Origin of the sequence: Streptomyces sp. BB1-1-1, assembly GCF_031597775.1 — a bacterium.
GTDB lineage: Bacteria > Actinomycetota > Actinomycetes > Streptomycetales > Streptomycetaceae > Streptomyces > Streptomyces thinghirensis.
This window is the reverse complement of record NZ_CP134203.1, coordinates 5,282,049-5,300,848: the sequence shown is the minus strand read 5'-3', so window position 1 is coordinate 5,300,848 and position 18,800 is coordinate 5,282,049. Positions and strand designations below refer to the sequence as shown.

Annotated in this window: 12 protein-coding genes and 3 rRNA genes; 2 read left to right on the top strand and 13 right to left on the bottom strand. The window is 67.7% G+C overall.

Annotated elements, in window-relative coordinates:
- Window positions 1-14: 14 nt before the first annotated feature.
- From rrf to RI578_RS24375, 4 genes are all read right to left on the bottom strand, one after another.
- Window positions 15-131 (bottom strand): 5S ribosomal RNA (gene rrf, locus RI578_RS24390).
- Window positions 132-220: 89 nt separating this feature from the next.
- A 23S ribosomal RNA gene (locus RI578_RS24385) occupies window positions 221-3,342 on the bottom strand.
- A 303-nt stretch (window positions 3,343-3,645) separates the two neighbouring features.
- Window positions 3,646-5,172 (bottom strand): 16S ribosomal RNA (locus RI578_RS24380).
- Together the 16S, 23S and 5S rRNA genes form the textbook arrangement of a ribosomal RNA operon.
- Before the next feature lie 556 nt (window positions 5,173-5,728).
- The gene (locus tag RI578_RS24375; protein WP_310873064.1) at window positions 5,729-6,736 is read right to left on the bottom strand and encodes a stage II sporulation protein M; all 1,008 of its coding nucleotides are present in this window, start codon (window positions 6,734-6,736) and stop codon (window positions 5,729-5,731) included.
- Between the two features lie 126 nt (window positions 6,737-6,862).
- On the opposite strand from RI578_RS24375, the gene RI578_RS24370 reads away from it, so the two are divergent.
- Window positions 6,863-7,825 carry an RDD family protein gene (locus RI578_RS24370; RefSeq protein ID WP_310873063.1) on the top strand — a complete coding sequence of 321 codons (963 nt, stop codon included), beginning with the start codon at window positions 6,863-6,865 and terminating at the stop codon, window positions 7,823-7,825.
- Window positions 7,826-7,877: 52 nt separating this feature from the next.
- Here the strand turns inward: RI578_RS24370 and RI578_RS24365 are convergent, their stop codons facing one another.
- The 9 genes from RI578_RS24365 to RI578_RS24325 form a co-directional block, all read right to left on the bottom strand.
- Complete coding sequence (locus tag RI578_RS24365) at window positions 7,878-8,492, bottom strand: hypothetical protein (protein WP_310873062.1); 615 nt, start codon at window positions 8,490-8,492, stop codon at window positions 7,878-7,880.
- A 181-nt stretch (window positions 8,493-8,673) separates the two neighbouring features.
- Window positions 8,674-10,131 carry an adenosylhomocysteinase gene (ahcY, locus tag RI578_RS24360; protein ID WP_310873061.1) on the bottom strand — a complete coding sequence of 486 codons (1,458 nt, stop codon included), beginning with the start codon at window positions 10,129-10,131 and terminating at the stop codon, window positions 8,674-8,676.
- A 296-nt stretch (window positions 10,132-10,427) separates the two neighbouring features.
- Window positions 10,428-11,408 (bottom strand): cation diffusion facilitator family transporter, encoded by a 981-nt coding sequence (locus tag RI578_RS24355; RefSeq protein WP_310873060.1) that lies wholly within the window; start codon window positions 11,406-11,408, stop codon window positions 10,428-10,430.
- A gap of 164 nt (window positions 11,409-11,572) precedes the next feature.
- A complete protein-coding gene (gene manA, locus RI578_RS24350; protein WP_310873059.1) occupies window positions 11,573-12,724 on the bottom strand; it encodes a mannose-6-phosphate isomerase, class I in 1,152 nt (383 codons plus the stop codon).
- 91 nt (window positions 12,725-12,815) lie between these two features.
- Window positions 12,816-13,943 carry an SIS domain-containing protein gene (locus RI578_RS24345; protein ID WP_310873058.1) on the bottom strand — a complete coding sequence of 376 codons (1,128 nt, stop codon included), beginning with the start codon at window positions 13,941-13,943 and terminating at the stop codon, window positions 12,816-12,818.
- A 58-nt stretch (window positions 13,944-14,001) separates the two neighbouring features.
- Window positions 14,002-14,172 (bottom strand): Trm112 family protein, encoded by a 171-nt coding sequence (locus RI578_RS24340; protein WP_310873057.1) that lies wholly within the window; start codon window positions 14,170-14,172, stop codon window positions 14,002-14,004.
- A gap of 190 nt (window positions 14,173-14,362) precedes the next feature.
- Window positions 14,363-15,727, bottom strand: coding sequence for a phosphomannomutase/phosphoglucomutase (locus RI578_RS24335; RefSeq protein ID WP_310873056.1), 1,365 nt, complete (start codon window positions 15,725-15,727; stop codon window positions 14,363-14,365).
- Window positions 15,728-15,806: 79 nt separating this feature from the next.
- A complete protein-coding gene (locus tag RI578_RS24330) occupies window positions 15,807-17,423 on the bottom strand; it encodes an L-lactate permease (RefSeq protein ID WP_310875849.1) in 1,617 nt (538 codons plus the stop codon).
- A gap of 143 nt (window positions 17,424-17,566) precedes the next feature.
- Window positions 17,567-17,989, bottom strand: coding sequence for a DUF3499 domain-containing protein (locus tag RI578_RS24325; protein WP_310873055.1), 423 nt, complete (start codon window positions 17,987-17,989; stop codon window positions 17,567-17,569).
- A 294-nt stretch (window positions 17,990-18,283) separates the two neighbouring features.
- Here RI578_RS24325 and RI578_RS24320 point away from each other — a divergent pair, with 294 nt between their 5' ends.
- On the top strand, window positions 18,284-18,739 hold the full coding sequence (locus RI578_RS24320) for a metallopeptidase family protein (protein ID WP_310873054.1): 456 nt from the start codon (window positions 18,284-18,286) through the stop codon (window positions 18,737-18,739).
- Window positions 18,740-18,800 lie beyond the last annotated feature (61 nt).

The following is an 18,800-nucleotide window of genomic DNA, read 5'->3' as shown; positions in this document are numbered from 1 at the left end:
TCCTCGCAATGATTGTTCGGCGGCGTCCTACTCTCCCACAGGGTCCCCCCTGCAGTACCATCGGCGCTGTAAGGCTTAGCTTCCGGGTTCGAAATGTAACCGGGCGTTTCCCCTACGCTATGACCACCGAAACACTATGAAACAGACAACCAGCACACCCCTGTGGCATAGGGGCGGGTTGTTCGTGGTTTCAGAACCAACACAGTGGACGCGAGCAACTGAGGACAAGCCCTCGGCCTATTAGTACCGGTCACCTCCACACCTTGCGGTGCTTCCAGATCCGGCCTATCAACCCAGTCGTCTACTGGGAGCCTTAACCCCTCAAGGGGGTGGGAGTCCTCATCTCGAAGCAGGCTTCCCGCTTAGATGCTTTCAGCGGTTATCCCTCCCGAACGTAGCCAACCAGCCATGCCCTTGGCAGGACAACTGGCACACCAGAGGTTCGTCCGTCCCGGTCCTCTCGTACTAGGGACAGCCCTTCTCAAGACTCCTACGCGCACAGCGGATAGGGACCGAACTGTCTCACGACGTTCTAAACCCAGCTCGCGTACCGCTTTAATGGGCGAACAGCCCAACCCTTGGGACCGACTCCAGCCCCAGGATGCGACGAGCCGACATCGAGGTGCCAAACCATCCCGTCGATATGGACTCTTGGGGAAGATCAGCCTGTTATCCCCGGGGTACCTTTTATCCGTTGAGCGACGGCGCTTCCACAAGCCACCGCCGGATCACTAGTCCCGACTTTCGTCCCTGCTCGACCCGTCGGTCTCACAGTCAAGCTCCCTTGTGCACTTACACTCAACACCTGATTGCCAACCAGGCTGAGGGAACCTTTGGGCGCCTCCGTTACTCTTTAGGAGGCAACCGCCCCAGTTAAACTACCCATCAGACACTGTCCCTGATCCGGATCACGGACCCAGGTTAGACATCCAGCACGACCAGACTGGTATTTCAACGACGACTCCCCCTGAACTGGCGTCCAGAGTTCACAGTCTCCCAGCTATCCTACACAAGCCGAACCGAACACCAATATCAAACTGTAGTAAAGGTCCCGGGGTCTTTCCGTCCTGCTGCGCGAAACGAGCATCTTTACTCGTAGTGCAATTTCACCGGGCCTATGGTTGAGACAGTCGAGAAGTCGTTACGCCATTCGTGCAGGTCGGAACTTACCCGACAAGGAATTTCGCTACCTTAGGATGGTTATAGTTACCACCGCCGTTTACTGGCGCTTAAGTTCTCAGCTTCGCCCCACCGAAATGGAGCTAACCGGTCCCCTTAACGTTCCAGCACCGGGCAGGCGTCAGTCCGTATACATCGCCTTACGGCTTCGCACGGACCTGTGTTTTTAGTAAACAGTCGCTTCTCGCTGGTCTCTGCGGCCACCCCCAGCTCAGGAAGTAAATCCCATCACCAGGAATGGCCCCCCTTCTCCCGAAGTTACGGGGGCATTTTGCCGAGTTCCTTAACCATAGTTCACCCGAACGCCTCGGTATTCTCTACCTGACCACCTGAGTCGGTTTAGGGTACGGGCCGCCATGAAACTCGCTAGAGGCTTTTCTCGACAGCATAGGATCATCCACTTCACCACAATCGGCTCGGCATCAGGTCTCAGCCACAAGTGCGACGGATTTACCTATCGCACGGCCTACACCCTTACCCCGGGACAACCACCGCCCGGGATGGACTACCTTCCTGCGTCACCCCATCACTCACCTACTAACCGCTTGGTCCGGCGGCTCCACCACTTTCCTTTCCCCGAAGGGTCCGGAACGGCTTCACGGCCTTAGCATCACGATGCTCGATGTTTGACGCTTCACAGCGGGTACCGGAATATCAACCGGTTATCCATCGACTACGCCTGTCGGCCTCGCCTTAGGTCCCGACTTACCCTGGGCAGATCAGCTTGACCCAGGAACCCTTAGTCAATCGGCGCAAACGTTTCTCACGTTTGTATCGCTACTCATGCCTGCATTCTCACTCGTGAACCGTCCACAACTCGCTTCCGCGGCTGCTTCACCCGGCACACGACGCTCCCCTACCCATCACAGCCGGCGTTGGCCGTATTGCTGCAATGACACGACTTCGGCGGTACGCTTGAGCCCCGCTACATTGTCGGCGCGGAATCACTAGACCAGTGAGCTATTACGCACTCTTTCAAGGGTGGCTGCTTCTAAGCCAACCTCCTGGTTGTCTGTGCGACTCCACATCCTTTCCCACTTAGCGTACGCTTAGGGGCCTTAGTCGATGCTCTGGGCTGTTTCCCTCTCGACCATGGAGCTTATCCCCCACAGTCTCACTGCCGCGCTCTCACTTACCGGCATTCGGAGTTTGGCTAAGGTCAGTAACCCGGTAGGGCCCATCGCCTATCCAGTGCTCTACCTCCGGCAAGAAACACACGACGCTGCACCTAAATGCATTTCGGGGAGAACCAGCTATCACGGAGTTTGATTGGCCTTTCACCCCTAACCACAGGTCATCCCCCAGGTTTTCAACCCTGGTGGGTTCGGTCCTCCACGAAGTCTTACCTCCGCTTCAACCTGCCCATGGCTAGATCACTCCGCTTCGGGTCTTGAGCGTGCTACTGAATCGCCCTGTTCGGACTCGCTTTCGCTACGGCTTCCCCACCCGGGTTAACCTCGCAACACACCGCAAACTCGCAGGCTCATTCTTCAAAAGGCACGCAGTCACGAGACACCAAGCAAGCTTGATGTCCGACGCTCCCACGGCTTGTAGGCACACGGTTTCAGGTACTATTTCACTCCGCTCCCGCGGTACTTTTCACCATTCCCTCACGGTACTATCCGCTATCGGTCACCAGGGAATATTTAGGCTTAGCGGGTGGTCCCGCCAGATTCACACGGGATTTCTCGGGCCCCGTGCTACTTGGGTGTCTCTCAAACGAGCCGCTGATGTTTCGACTACGGGGGTCTTACCCTCTACGCCGGACCTTTCGCATGTCCTTCGCCTACATCAACGGTTTCTGACTCGTCCTACGGCCGGCAGACCGTAGAAGAGAGATCCCACAACCCCGCACACGCAACCCCTGCCGGGTCTCACACGTATACGGTTTGGCCTCATCCGGTTTCGCTCGCCACTACTCCCGGAATCACGGTTGTTTTCTCTTCCTGCGGGTACTGAGATGTTTCACTTCCCCGCGTTCCCTCCACACTGCCTATGTGTTCAGCAGCGGGTGACAGCCCATGACGACTGCCGGGTTTCCCCATTCGGAAACCCCCGGATCAAAGCCTGGTTGACGGCTCCCCGGGGACTATCGTGGCCTCCCACGTCCTTCATCGGTTCCTGGTGCCAAGGCATCCACCGTGCGCCCTTAAAAACTTGGCCACAGATGCTCGCGTCCACTGTGCAGTTCTCAAACAACGACCAACCACCCGTCACAACCCGCTCACGCGGATCTTTACCGGGGCCGGCAACTGAAGGCGACCTCACGGCCGTACCCTCAGATACCCAACAGCGTGCCCGACACGAATCTCTCTCCAGAGTCACGTTCCACGCCGAAGCAGTACTAGTGATCCATCAAGTCGATCGTGCCGAGTAGTCAACGTTCCACCCATGAGCAACCAGCATCAGACATTCGCTGATGTACTGGCCTCTGACCGACCGAAGTCGGTAAGAAGTGCTCCTTAGAAAGGAGGTGATCCAGCCGCACCTTCCGGTACGGCTACCTTGTTACGACTTCGTCCCAATCGCCAGTCCCACCTTCGACAGCTCCCTCCCACAAGGGGTTGGGCCACCGGCTTCGGGTGTTACCGACTTTCGTGACGTGACGGGCGGTGTGTACAAGGCCCGGGAACGTATTCACCGCAGCAATGCTGATCTGCGATTACTAGCGACTCCGACTTCATGGGGTCGAGTTGCAGACCCCAATCCGAACTGAGACCGGCTTTTTGAGATTCGCTCCACCTCGCGGTATCGCAGCTCATTGTACCGGCCATTGTAGCACGTGTGCAGCCCAAGACATAAGGGGCATGATGACTTGACGTCGTCCCCACCTTCCTCCGAGTTGACCCCGGCGGTCTCCCGTGAGTCCCCAACACCCCGAAGGGCTTGCTGGCAACACGGGACAAGGGTTGCGCTCGTTGCGGGACTTAACCCAACATCTCACGACACGAGCTGACGACAGCCATGCACCACCTGTACACCGACCACAAGGGGGGCACCATCTCTGATGCTTTCCGGTGTATGTCAAGCCTTGGTAAGGTTCTTCGCGTTGCGTCGAATTAAGCCACATGCTCCGCCGCTTGTGCGGGCCCCCGTCAATTCCTTTGAGTTTTAGCCTTGCGGCCGTACTCCCCAGGCGGGGCACTTAATGCGTTAGCTGCGGCACGGACAACGTGGAATGTTGCCCACACCTAGTGCCCACCGTTTACGGCGTGGACTACCAGGGTATCTAATCCTGTTCGCTCCCCACGCTTTCGCTCCTCAGCGTCAGTATCGGCCCAGAGATCCGCCTTCGCCACCGGTGTTCCTCCTGATATCTGCGCATTTCACCGCTACACCAGGAATTCCGATCTCCCCTACCGAACTCTAGCCTGCCCGTATCGACTGCAGACCCGGGGTTAAGCCCCGGGCTTTCACAACCGACGTGACAAGCCGCCTACGAGCTCTTTACGCCCAATAATTCCGGACAACGCTTGCGCCCTACGTATTACCGCGGCTGCTGGCACGTAGTTAGCCGGCGCTTCTTCTGCAGGTACCGTCACTTTCGCTTCTTCCCTGCTGAAAGAGGTTTACAACCCGAAGGCCGTCATCCCTCACGCGGCGTCGCTGCATCAGGCTTTCGCCCATTGTGCAATATTCCCCACTGCTGCCTCCCGTAGGAGTCTGGGCCGTGTCTCAGTCCCAGTGTGGCCGGTCGCCCTCTCAGGCCGGCTACCCGTCGTCGCCTTGGTGAGCCATTACCTCACCAACTAGCTGATAGGCCGCGGGCTCATCCTGCACCGCCGGAGCTTTCGACCATCAAAGATGCCCAAGATGGTCAGTATCCGGTATTAGACCCCGTTTCCAGGGCTTGTCCCAGAGTGCAGGGCAGATTGCCCACGTGTTACTCACCCGTTCGCCACTAATCCCCACCGAAGTGGTTCATCGTTCGACTTGCATGTGTTAAGCACGCCGCCAGCGTTCGTCCTGAGCCAGGATCAAACTCTCCGTGAATGCTTTACATCACGGGAGCGGAACAGTCGGAGGAATAATCCGACCGTTCACAGCGTCCTCGCTGTATTTTTCTTCAAAGGAACCTCAACCCGATCGAAGAACCGATCAGGTCGGGGTATCAACATATCTGGCGTTGACTTTTGGCACGCTGTTGAGTTCTCAAGGAACGGACGCTTCCTTTGTACTCACCCGAGAGACTCTCTCAGGCTTTCCTCCGGGCGCTTCCCTTCGGTCTTGCGTTTCCGACTCTATCAGATCTTTCCGATCCGATTTCCTCGGTGCTTTCCAGGTTCCCGCTTTCGCGTTTCCCTTTCCGGCGGTTCCGACTTTATCAGAAGTTCCGAGCCGGTCTGACCGGCCGTTCATTTCCGATTCATCGGGAGAGTGCTTCGCCGAATTCAATGATCCGGGAGGAAGCAAATAGACTCTATCGGTTGCCCTCTGGGGTGAACCCATCTCCAGGCAACTGTTCGAATCTACCTCCCCGCTCGCTCCGTGTCAACGGCTCTTGCGGGAACGAAGAGGACACTAGCAGCTCACCGGGGGCGGACGCACATCAGGCGGCGGTCGGCACGGTGGCGCTGCGCTCGGTCGCTTCGACGTCGCCCGTGTCGCCGGCGCGCACGGCACGTCCGCCCAGGACATAGACGTAGGCGAGGAAGGCCAGCTCGGCGACGACTCCGATGGTGATGCGGGCCCAGGTGGGCAGGCCGGACGGGGTGACGAAGCCTTCGATGGCACCGGAGACAAACAGGACCAGGGCGAGGCCGATCGCCATGCCGATGGCGGCTCGGCCCTCTTCGGCGAGGGCGACGCGCCGGGTGCGCGGGCCCGGGTCGATGAGGGTCCAGCCGAGACGCAGGCCGGTGCCCGCGGCCACGAAGACCGCGGTCAGTTCGAGCAGACCGTGGGGCAGGACGAGGCCGAGGAAGGTGTCGAGGCGGCCGGCCGACGACATCAGGCCGAAGCCGACGCCCAGGTTGAGCATGTTCTGGAACAGGATCCAGATGACCGGCAGCCCAAGGAAGACGCCCAGGATGAGACAGAGCGCGGCGGCCCAGGCGTTGTTCGTCCAGACCTGTGCGGCGAAGGAGGCCGCGGGGTGGCTCGAGTAGTACGTCTCGTACTGGCCGCCGGGGCGGGTGAGCTCCCGTAGTTCGCTGGGTGCCGCGATGGTGGACTGGACTTCCGGATGGGTGCCGATCCACCAGCCGAGGAGCGCCGCGACGGCCGTCGACAGGAGCGCGGTGGGGACCCACCAGTGGCGTGCCCGGTAGACGGCCGCCGGGAACTGTTGGGTCAGGAAGCGGGTGACGTCGCGCCAGGAGGCTCGGCGCGTTCCTGTCACGGCACTGCGCGCGCGTGCCACCAGTTGGCTGAGCCGTCCGGTCAGCTGGGGGTCGGGGGCGCTGGACTGGACCAGGGAGAGGTGCGTGGCCGTGCGCTGGTAGAGGGTGACGAGTTCGTCGGTCTCGGCGCCGGTCAGTCGGCGCTGGCGCCGGAGCAGGTCGTCGAGGCGGTCCCACTCCGCGCGGTGGGCGGAGACGAAGACGTCGAGGTCCATCGGTGTGCCTGCTCCTCGGCTATCGTCGGCGGCTCGTCGTGGATCAGCTTGTCGTACTGCGGCGCGGTGTGTCCTCAGCTTGGCAGACTGGCGGGGACGGGGGCAGTCAGGGGAAGGGCGGCAGGCGTGAGTGAGCTGGTGACGGGCGAGGCGGTGGCGTTGGAGCTGCGCCCCGCGAGGCTGCCCAGCAGGGCGCTGGCCGTCCTGCTCGACCTGGCGGTGGCCGTGGCGGTCTATGTGGCGGTGACCGTCGCGCTGGTGGCTTCCACGGCCTCCCTGGACATGGCGGCGCAGACCGCGCTGTCGATCGCGGCCTTCGTCCTCGTGCTGGTGGGCGGTCCCATCGCGGTGGAGACGCTCAGCCATGGGCGGTCGCTCGGGAAGATGGCGTGCGGTCTGCGGGTGGTGCGGGACGACGGTGGGCCGATCCGGTTCCGGCACTCGCTGGTGCGGGGCTTGATCGGAGTGATCGAGATCCTCATGACGTTCGGCGTCGTCGCCTGTATCGCCTCGCTCGTGTCGGCGCGGGGGCGGCGGCTCGGTGACGTGTTCGCGGGGACCCTGGTCGTGCGGGAACGGGTGCCGGTCTCGCCGGCGGGCTTCGTGCCGCCGCCTCCGCCGTGGCTGGCGGGGCGGTTCTCGGGGCTCGATCTGTCCGCGGTGCCCGACGATCTGTGGCTTGCCGTCCGTCAGTACCTGACGCGGATGGGACAGCTGGATCCCCGGGTCGGCTGGGCCATGGCCGAACGGCTCGCCGCCGATGTGGCGGCTCGTACGGGTGCTCCGGCGCCGCAGGAGGTTCCGCCGGCCGCGTATCTGGCGGCGGTCATGCAGGAGCGGCAGGCCCGGGAGGCCCGGCGGGCGTTCGGGGGAACGTACGCGGCTGGGGGGCCTGCGGTGGAAGCGCCGCCCATGGCTCCTCCCGCGCCGGCTTCCTCGGTGACACCGCCGGTGCAGCCGACGGTACGAACGCCGGAGGTGCGTCCCGTGGTGCCGCCGGCCGCGCCTTCGCGGGAAGCCCGGCCCGAGGCGTCGCGGGAGGCGCCGCCGGACGGCCGCGCCGGCACCGGTTTCGTACCGCCGGCGTAGGCCGGACGGGCTGCGCCCGGGCGGTCCCGCGGCGTTTGTCGCCCGATGCCGCTCACGGGAACACGGACGGCGGTGACTCCAGGTCCTCCAGCTCGATGCCGGGGGCCGCGAGCACGACGTCGCCGGCGATGTGCACGGTGTGCTGCTCGCCCGTGTCCAGGGCTGTGACCTGGTATTCGTCCACGGTGAGCGGGCCGTTGTCAGTGGCGTGTGCTTCTCTTCCCAGCAAGGCCCAGGACTGGTCCACGGTGCGCGGGGCGAGGACCGGGTCCGTGAGGGCGACGAGGCGTACGCGGGTGGCCGATCCGGAGGGGGTGAGGCGCAGGAGACGGGTGGTGGCGACGAGGAAGGCCGGGGACGTGCCGGTGAAGGCGTGGGCGCGCGCATTGCCTTCGGTGGCGTGGACTCCGGTGGGGTCGGTACGGACCCAGGTGACGCCGTCGACGGCCGCACCTCGCACTTGCCAGCTCGCGGCATGGAGTTCGAGGCGGATGGGGCGGCCGAGTTCGTCGAGGGCGAGGTCGACGGAGCCGTGGTGGTCTCCGGCGGGCGTGGTCAGCCGGGAGACGTAGCGCCAGCCGGAGGGTCCGGGGGCGCACTGGAAGTGTTCTTCTGCGAGGGGGGTGTGGTCGTGCGGATCGTGGAGCGAATAACGGCCGCGGGGCATGGTGGTCCTGGGTGGTGACGGGCTGCTGGTTCGCCGCTGAGGCGCCGGTTCGCCGCTGAGGCACCAACGGGGCAGGCCCCCGGCACGGGGGTGCGGGGGCCTGTCTCGGAGGAGCCGGCAGCCGGCCGAGGGGCGCGTCTGTGCATGGACGCGCCCCCCGCCGGCTGCGACGCGGGCTTGCTCAGTAGCGGTAGTGGTCCGCCTTGTACGGGCCCTCGACCTTGACGCCGATGTAGTCGGCCTGCTCCTGGCGGAGCGTGGTCAGTTTGACGCCGAGGGAGTCGAGGTGGAGCCGGGCGACCTTCTCGTCCAGGTGCTTGGGCAGCACGTAGACGTCGGTCGGGTACTCGTCGGGCTTGGTGAACAGCTCGATCTGGGCCAGGGTCTGGTCCGCGAAGGAGTTGGACATCACGAACGACGGGTGTCCGGTGGCGTTGCCCAGGTTCAGCAGGCGGCCCTCGGACAGGACGATGAGGACCTTGCCGTCGGGGTAGGTCCAGGTGTGGACCTGCGGCTTGACCTCGTCCTTGACGATGCCGGGGGTCTTGGCGAGGCCGGCCATGTCGATCTCGTTGTCGAAGTGGCCGATGTTGCCGACGATGGCCTGGTGCTTCATCCTGGCCATGTCCGCGGCCATGATGATGTCCTTGTTGCCGGTCGTGGTGACGAAGATGTCGGCCTTGTCGACGACCTCGTCCAGCGTGGTGACCTGGTAGCCGTCCATCGCCGCCTGGAGCGCGCAGATCGGGTCGATCTCGGTGATGATCACTCGGGCGCCCTGACCGCGCAGGGACTCCGCGCAGCCCTTGCCCACATCGCCGTAGCCGCACACGACGGCGGTCTTGCCACCGATCAGGACGTCCGTGGCGCGGTTGATGCCGTCGATCAGGGAGTGGCGGCAGCCGTACTTGTTGTCGAACTTCGACTTGGTGACCGCGTCGTTGACGTTGATCGCCGGGAACAGCAGGGTGCCGTCGCGGTGCATCTCGTACAGACGGTGGACGCCGGTCGTCGTCTCCTCGGTCACGCCGCGGATCTCGGACGCCAGCTGGGTCCACTTCTGCGGGCTCTCGCTCACCGTGCGGGTGAGGAGTTCGAGGATGACGCGGTGCTCGTCGGACTCGGCGGTGTCGACCGAGGGGACCTTGCCGTCCTTCTCGTACTCGACGCCCTTGTGGACGAGGAGGGTGGCGTCACCGCCGTCGTCCAGGATCATGTTCGGGCCGCCGGTGGGGGTGTTCGGCCAGGTCAGGGCCTGCTCCGTGCACCACCAGTACTCCTCCAGGGTCTCGCCCTTCCAGGCGAAGACGGGGACGCCCTGCGGGTTGTCGGGCGTGCCGTTCGGGCCGACGGCGATGGCGGCCGCCGCGTGGTCCTGGGTGGAGAAGATGTTGCAGGACGCCCAGCGGACCTCGGCGCCCAGGGCGACCAGGGTCTCGATGAGGACGGCGGTCTGCACGGTCATGTGCAGGGAACCGGTGACGCGGGCGCCGGCGAGCGGCTGGGCCTCGGCGTACTCCTTGCGGATCGCCATGAGGCCGGGCATCTCGTGCTCGGCGAGGGTGATCTCCTTGCGGCCGAAGGCGGCCAGGGAGAGGTCGGCGACCTTGAAGTCCTGTCGGTTGTCGACAGTCGTCATTGCGAGCTGCTCCTCGGGTTGGGTCGAGGGTGGGTACGGCTGACACCTGCGCGGCGGCGGACACAGGGGTGCCCCGAAGAGGACACAGGCATGCCCGCGTGCGCGCAGCGCAGTCCGTCGGAGGCCCTCTCTCCCTCGGCCGGTCCGTACTGGACCGCCCGACCGCCATCAGCAGCGACGTCTGGCTCCGTCCCAAGCTACACCGGTGGCGCCCGCCGTCCCCAGTCCGCCTCCGAACACTTCCGGACGTTCACGAAGCGTTACGGGATTGGCCGTGGGTGCGGCGGGCGCGGGTGTCAGTGGGCGGCGGGCGGCGTGCTCGGGCCGCCGGGGCTCGCCTCGCGGTCGGGGCCCTTGGTCGCCTCGGACTCGCTGTAGATGTCCGGTTCCAGGTAGATGACGCGGGCGATCGGGACGGCCTCGCGGATACGGGCCTCGGCGGCGTCGATGGCGGAGGCGACCTCGGTGGCCGTGCCGTCGTGGCGGACGGCGATCTTGGCGGCGACGAGGAGTTCCTCCGGGCCGAGGTGGAGGGTACGCATGTGGATGACGCCGGTGACCGTGTCGCCGGCGACGATCGCGGCCTCGATCTGCTGGACCGCCTCGGTGCCCGCGGCCTCGCCGAGCAGCAGGGACTTGGTCTCGACGGCCAGGACCAGCGCGATCACGATGAGCAGTACGCCGATGCACAGGGTGCCGATGCCGTCCCAGACGCCGTCACCGGTGAGCAGGGCCATGCCGACGCCGCCGAGGGCGAGGATCAGGCCGACCAGGGCACCGAGGTCCTCCAGGAGGACGACCGGCAGTTCGGGGGCCTTGGCGTGGCGGACGAACTCCTTCCAGGACTTCTTCCCGCGCAGGACGTTGGACTCCTGGATGGCGGTCCGGAAGGAGAACGTCTCGGCGATGATCGCGAAGACCAGGACGCCCACCGGCCAGTACCAGTGCTCGATCTCGTGCGGGTGCTTGATCTTCTCGTAGCCCTCGTAGAGCGCGAACATGCCGCCGACCGAGAAGAGCACGATGGAGACGAGGAAGGCGTAGATGTAGCGCTCGCGGCCGTAGCCGAACGGGTGTTGGGGGGTGGCCGCACGCTGGGCGCGCTTGCCGCCGAGGAGCAGGAGTCCCTGGTTGCCGGAGTCGGCGAGGGAGTGCACGGACTCCGCGAGCATCGATGACGATCCACTGAAGAGGAACGCCACGAATTTCGCTACCGCGATCGAGAGGTTGGCGAGCAGTGCCGCCACGATCGCCTTGGTTCCGCCTGACGCGCTCATGTGTCGCGTTGTCCCTTCGCCTGCATCTGCTTCGTCTGCGTCCGTACGCCGGTGGGGGCTCGGCCGGTCGCCCGGCTTCGCCCCTTCTTGGCGGTGCGTCATTGTTGCAGCCCGCGCGGGCCTCGAAGTGCCGGATGCCCCGTCGTACGTCTCTCAGACCCGCGTCACACGCGGACGGTGGCCCGGAAGACCGTGCCGCTCCCGGAGACTTCGGTCGTTTCGTCCGCCGGGACGAAGACGGACCGGCCGGGGGCCAGTTCGTGCTCGCCCGCCCGTACGGTGCCGGCCGTGCAGAGCAGGATCTGCGGGGTGGGCAGGGTGAGGTCGTGGACGCCGGAGCCCTCGGGGAGGACGTACCGGGACAGCCGGAACTCGTCGATCGGGGTGTCGTAGACCTCTTCGCCGTCGGGGGACGCCTCCGGGCGGAGGATGCCGGGGTCGCCGGCCTCGAAGCGGACGATGCGCAGGAGTTCGGGGACGTCGACGTGCTTGGGGGTCAGGCCGCAGCGCAGGACGTTGTCGGAGTTGGCCATGATCTCGACGCCGAGGCCGTCGAGGTAGGCGTGCGGGATGCCGGCGCCGAGGAACAGGGCCTCGCCGGGCTGGAGCCGGACGTGGTTGAGGAGCATGGCGGCGAGGACGCCGGGGTCGCCGGGGTAGTGGTGGGCGATGTCGGCGTAGGGCGCGTAGGCGCCGCCGAGGCGGTCGCAGGCGGCCGCGGTCTCGGTGACCGTGCGGGACATCTCCTCGGGGTCGGCGGTGAGGATCGCGGTGAGGACCTCGCGCAGGGCGGCGTCCTCGGGGTGCGCGCGCAGCAGGTCGACGTAGGGCTTGAGGGAGGCGACGCCGAGGCCGTCGAGGAGGTCGGCCGTCTCGGCGGGGGCCCGGAAGCCGCACAGGCCGTCGAACTCGGTGAGGGCGCAGATCAGTTCGGGCTTGTGGTTGGCGTCCTTGTAGTTGCGGTGCGGGGCGTCCAGGGGGACGCTCCGGCGCTCCTCGTCCTCGTAGCCCTGCCTGGCCTGGGACAGGTCGGGGTGGACCTGGAGGGAGAGCGGGGCGCCGGCGGCGAGGAGTTTGAGGAGGAAGGGCAGCCGGGGGCCGAACTTGGCCGCGGAGGCCGCGCCCAGTTCCTTCTCGGGGTCGGCGTCGACGACTTCGGCGAGGGTGCCCCGCCCGGTGCGGGAGGGGGCGCCGGGGTGGGCACCCATCCACATCTCCGCCTGCGGTTCGCCGGTCGGCTCGGTCCCGAGCAGGGCCGGGATCGCGGTGGTGGAACCCCAGGCGTAGGGGCGGACGGTGTTGTCGAGGCGGTCCATGGGCTCTCTCTGCCGGGTGCGTGCGCGGTGCGTTTCCTGGTACGTGGCGCCGGTGCGTGGCGCTGGTACGTACGAGATGGTGCGTACGAGATCAGGCGCCCGAGGCGAGCGCCAGGTAAACGGCGGCGAAATCCGTGATGGCGATCAGTTCCGCGAGGGTCTCCAGTTCGCCGCCCGCTTCGGGCTCCAGCTCGCTGATCGGCGTGTCGTGGCCGAGGGCCAGGTCACGGGCGCCCGGGGCAGCGGTGAGGCCGCCGCTGGGGCGGTCGCGGAGGAGCACCACGCGCGCGTGCAGGGCGGGTGCCTCCTCTACGCGGTCGCGGAAGAAGTCGTCGGGGTCGGCTCCGGCGGCGAGTCGACCGGCGAGCAGGGCGCTGTGCGCGGCGAGCGCCTCGGGCAGTTCGGCGACGACGGCCGGGGTGCCGGACAGTTCGGCGAGCGCGGCGGCGAAGCGGCGGCCCGCCGGTCCGGCCGAGGTGCCCTCGGTCCAGACGACCGGCAGGGAGTCGGCCAGCTCGGAAGCCAGGGTCTTGGCCGGGTTGCTGTAGGTCACGATGGCCGGCCCGCAGCGTTCGGCGATGCGGTCGAGGCGGTCGGCGACCTTCTCGATGGCCTCGGGCGGCGCGTCGAGCAGGGCGGTGCGGTCGAGCAGCGCGAGGAGCGGGGTGAGCAGCGCCCACAGGACGCCGGGGGCGGCACCGGCGAGGGGCTCGTCGTGGTCGTAGGGGGCGGTCGCCATCGGGATGAACAGGCCGTGAGAGGCGTTCACGGACTCGCTGAGCGGGGAACGGGCGGGCGCTACGGCGACGACTGTGCAGCCCCGGCGGTAGGCCTGTTCGGCGAGCAGGGCGAGGCCCGGTTCGGTGCCGTCGGGGGTGGCGATCAGCAGGAGGTCCACCGAGCCGGCCCAGCCGGGCAGTTCCCAGCGCAGGGCGCCCGCGGCGGGGGCGACGCCGGTGGGGGCGAGGCGGGTGACGGGGCTGCCGGCGCCCGCGAGGGTGCCGAGGAGGTCGGCGGCTTGGGTCGCGGCGGCGCCGGGGCCGGCGATCAGGACGGCGCGGGGGCGCCCGTCCGGCTTGAGGTTGCCGACTCCGGCCTCGGCCGCGTGCCGGGCGGCGGTGCGCACACGGGCGCCGGCCTCGGCGGCACCGCGGAGCAGGCCGCGGCGGTCGGCCGCGGTGAGACGCTCCGGGGCGTCCAGCAGCGATTCGTCGAGCATGGCGGCAGTCTCCGATCGCCGGATGCGTTCGTTCGGGTGCGTGCGCGGGGTCGCCCGGTTACTCGGGGCGGCGGGCCTCGTCCACGAGGAGGACGGGGATGTCGTCGCGGATCGGGTACACCAGGCCGCAGTCCTGGCCGGTGCAGATCAGCTCGGTGTCCTGCTCCTTGAGGGGGGAGTGGCAGGCCGGGCAGGCGAGGATCTCCAGGAGGCCGGCTTCGAGCGGCATGGGGGTTCCCTTCGGGGGTGGGGCGGCTTGTGCGGATGTGCTGGTCAGGGTACCGCCGGACAAGGACGGGTGTCGGGCTGTACGGCGGGCGGGCGCCCGGCGTCGGTGCTGGGGGGTGAGTCGCGCAGCCCGGCGCTTGCGGGGTGCCGCCGCGCCCACCCGTGCCGCCCTGCGGCACGCCTGCCCGCGGCTAGGCCCGGATGATCGCCAGCGCCTCGTCCCGCACCTTCGTCATCGTTGCCTCGTCACGGGCCTCCGCGTTCAGGCGCAGCAGGGGTTCCGTGTTGGAGGGGCGGACGTTGAACCACCAGTCGGTGGCCGTGACGGTGAGGCCGTCCAGGTCGTCCAGGGTGATGTCGTCGCGGTCCTCGTACGCGGCCCTGATCGCGGCGAGGCGGGCCGTCTGGTCGGTGACGGTGGAGTTGATCTCGCCGGAGCCGGCGTAGCGGTCGTACTGGGCGACCAGGCCGGACAGCGGGCCCTGCTGACCGCCGAGGGCGGCGAGGACGTGGAGGGCGGCCAGCATGCCGGTGTCGGCGTTCCAGAAGTCGCGGAAGTAGTAGTGCGCGGAGTGCTCGCCGCCGAAGATCGCGCCGGTCCTGGCCATCTCGGCCTTGATGAAGGAGTGGCCCACGCGCGTGCGTTCCGGTGTGCCGCCGTTCTCCTTCACGACCTCCGGCACGGACCAGGAGGTGATCAGGTTGTGGATGACCGTGCCCTTGCCGCCGTTGCGGGCGAGTTCGCGGGCGGCGACGAGGGCGGTGACGGCGGACGGGGAGACCGGGTCGCCGTTCTGGTCGACGACGAAGCAGCGGTCGGCGTCGCCGTCGAAGGCGAGGCCGAGGTCGGCGCCCTCCTCGCGGACCCGCTTCTGGAGGTCGACGAGGTTGGCCGGGTCGAGGGGGTTGGCCTCGTGGTTGGGGAAGGTGCCGTCGAGTTCGAAGTACATCGGCACGAGGTCGAGGGGCAGGCCGGTGAAGACCGAGGGGACGGTGTGGCCGCCCATGCCGTTGCCCGCGTCGACGACGACCTTGAGGGGGCGGATGGTGGTGAGGTCGACGAGGGAGCGCAGGTGGGCCGCGTAGTCGGCGAGTGTGTCGCGCCGGGTGACGGTGCCGGGGCGGGACGCCGGTTCCGGGGCGCCGGAGGTGCTCCACCGCTCCACGGAGGCGCGGATCTCGGCGAGGCCGGTGTCCTGGCCGACGGGGGCGGCGCCCGCGCGGCACAGCTTGATGCCGTTGTACTGGGCCGGGTTGTGCGAGGCCGTGAACATGGCGCCCGGCAGGTTCAGCGCGCCGGAGGCGTAGTACAGCTGGTCGGTGGAGCACAGGCCGATCTCGGTGACGTCGGCGCCGCGGGCCGCCGCCCCGCGCGCGAAGGCGCCGGACAGCCCGGGGGACGAGGGCCGCATGTCGTGGCCGACCACGATGGAGCTCGCGCCGGTCAGCTCGACGAACGCAGCGCCGAACAGCTCGGCCAGCGACTCGTCCCACTGGTCCGGCACCACACCGCGTACGTCGTACGCCTTCACGATCTGCGACAGATCAGCAGCCACGGCCAACCTTCCTGAAAGTCCTGTCGGAGCCCACAAACTACCCGTAACCGCCGTCGGGGCGCCGTGGGGTTCCGGAAGGTCAGGGCAGCATCCAGCCCAGGACCGGGGTGGACTGCCCGACCACGATCAGGCACATCACCAGCAGCAGGCCCAGGCTCCAGGGCAGCACCTTGCGCAGCAGGTCGCCCTCGCGGCCCGCGAGGCCGACGGCCGCGCAGGCGATGGTGAGGTTCTGCGGGGAGATCATCTTGCCGAGGACACCGCCCGAGCTGTTGGCGGCGGCGAGCAGTTCGGGCGACAGGCCGGACTCCCGCGCGGCGGTCACCTGGAGGGCGCCGAAGAGCGCGTTGGCCGAGGTGTCGGAGCCGGAGACGGCGACGCCGAACCAGCCGAGTACGGGTGACAGGAAGGCGAGTCCGGCGCCGGCCGCCGCGACGAAGTGGCCGATGGTGGCGGCCTGGCCGGAGAGGTTCATGACGTAGGCGAGGGCGAGGACGGAGGTCACGGTGAGGATCGCGAACCGCAGTTCGTGCACGGTCGCGAGCCACTCCTTGACCGCCACGCGCGCGTGCACGCCGAGGACGACGGCCGTGGCCAGGCCGGCGAGGAGTACGAGCGTGCCGCCGGTGGAGACGATCGGCAGGGAGAAGACGTTGCCGCCGACCGGGTTTCCCTCGGGGTCGGCGACGTCCAGGAACGGCCAGTCGTACGTCTGGGTCGCCTTCGCCAGCCAGTCCTTGACCGCCGGGATCTGCGCGACGGAGAAGATCGCGACGATCAGCGCGTACGGCGCGTACGCCCGCACGACCTCCCGGCGGGGGTCGCGCTCGTCCAGTTCCTCGCTGCGTACGCCGGTCAGGACGGACGCGCGTACGGGTTCGGCGGCGGGCCTGCGGGCCTGGGGCACGGCGACCAGGGCGGCCGCGCCCAGCAGGGCGGCGCCGATGTCGGCGAGCTGGGCGGAGACGTAGTTGGAGGCGACGAACTGGGCGACGGCGAAGGCGACGCCGCAGGCCATCGCGGGCACCCAGGTCTCGCGCAGCCCGCGCCGTCCGTCGACCAGCCAGACCAGCAGCAGCGGGACGACGAGGGCCAGCAGGGGCGTCTGGCGGCCCACCACGGAGGCGACGTCGTCCAGCGGCAGCCCGGTGACCTGGGCCAGCGTCACCACGGGGGTGCCCATCGCGCCGAAGGCGACCGGCGCGGTGTTGGCGACCAGCGCCACGACCGCCGCGCGCACGGGGTCGAAGCCGAGGGCCACGAGCATGACCGAGCAGATCGCGACGGGCGCCCCGAACCCGGCGAGGGCCTCCAGCAGGGCGCCGAAGCAGAAGGCGACGACCAGGGCCTGGACGCGCGGGTCGTCGGAGAGCCGGCCGAAGGAGCGGCGCAGGATGTCGAAGTGCCGGGTGCGGACGGTCATCCGGTAGACCCACAGGGCGTTCACGACGATCCACAGGATGGGAAAGATCCCGAACAGGGCGCCCTGGACGGCGCTGGAGGCCGTCTGGTCCAGCGGCATGCCGTAGGCGAGCCAGGCGACGAGTACGGCCGCCAGGAGGCCCGTGAGACCCGCCAGGTGCGCCTTCATGCGGACGCCGCCCAGCAGGACGAGGACGATCACCAGGGGCAGGGCCGCCACCAGGGCGGACAGGCCGAGCGAACCGGCGACTGGTTCCAGTTCCTGGACATGCACGGGCGCCTCCCCGGATTCCGCCATGCGAAAGCGGTTTCTCGCTGCTTCCGGAATGGTCGTGTCCGCGACAAGGGGGCGTCAATGGGTGTGCGGCAACGGATGACGACGGAAGTGGCTGAGGTGGCTGAGGTGGCTGAGGTGACTCAGTTGTCCGGCGAGCGCAGGACGCGCAGGTGGCCGCGGCGCGCGACCTCCATCGGATCCGCCGACCGCCGACCGCCACCCGCCTCCGCCGCCCGCTCCTGGGGGCGGGCCGCCTCGCGCACCGCGTTGGCGAGCGCTTCCAGGTCGTCGCCGCTGGGACGGGCCGGGGCCGAGCCGTCGAGAAGGCGGACGACCTCCCAGCCGCGCGGGGCGGTGAGGCGCTCGGAGTGCTCGGCGCACAGGTCGTAGCAGTGGGGTTCGGCGTAGGTGGCGAGCGGGCCGAGGACCGCGGTCGAGTCGGCGTAGACGTACGTCAGCGTCGCGACGGCGGGACGGCCGCAGGCGGTGCGCGAACAGCGACGTACAGGGCTCACGATGTTGGACGGTACCGCACTCTTGAGCGGGCCGCGAAGACTCTCCACCAGGTCACACCACCGTGTCGTGGTGTGAAACGCCCCACAGGGCCCTCTGTTCACACCTCGTTGACCTGCACGGACGCCGGTTTCCGGGATGCCGGGCGGCTCCCGAAGCGGTCGCGAACTGATACGAACAGCGACATTTGCCTTGAGTTCGGCGGTCGCGGAGAGATACGGAATCGAGCCCAACCTTGGCTGGAATGGTCATCCGGCGACATGCCGTACGAGGTGGCCCGGCGCTGTCCGGTGTGCGTGTGCGGTCCGGCGCGGGGCACCGGCGGGGACTACCCTTCACCAGTGATGGACAACCCCCTGACACCCCGTGAGGCAGGCCGCCCGGGGCCCCGCCGTCGTGATCGCCACGGTCGGGGCATGCGCGGCCCGATCGCGCCCCCGCAGGTACCGCTCGCCGCGAGCCGCGGCGAGGTGTTCGCGGATCTGGTGCAGGACTCCGTGGAGCGCCTGGAGCGGCGGTGGCCGCAGCTCGCCGACGTCGATTTCCTCGTCCTCGACGTGCCGCGGCCGGCCGCGGACGCCGGGGATGCCTGGCACGACGAGGCGGTTCCGCTCGGGGGGACGGTGCCCTCGCGGGACGGGCGACGGGGGCGCGTGGTCGTGTACCGGCGGCCGGTCGAGATCCGGACCAAGGGCCGGGACGAGCGGGCGGCACTCGTGCACGAGGTCGTCGTCGAGCAGGTCGCGGAGTTGCTGGGGCTGACGCCGGAGACGGTGGATCCCCGGTACGGGGAGGACTGAGCGGGCCCCGCGGGTGCGTGGCGCAGTGGTGCGGTGCTGGCCCTGTGCCCGGCGCCGGTGC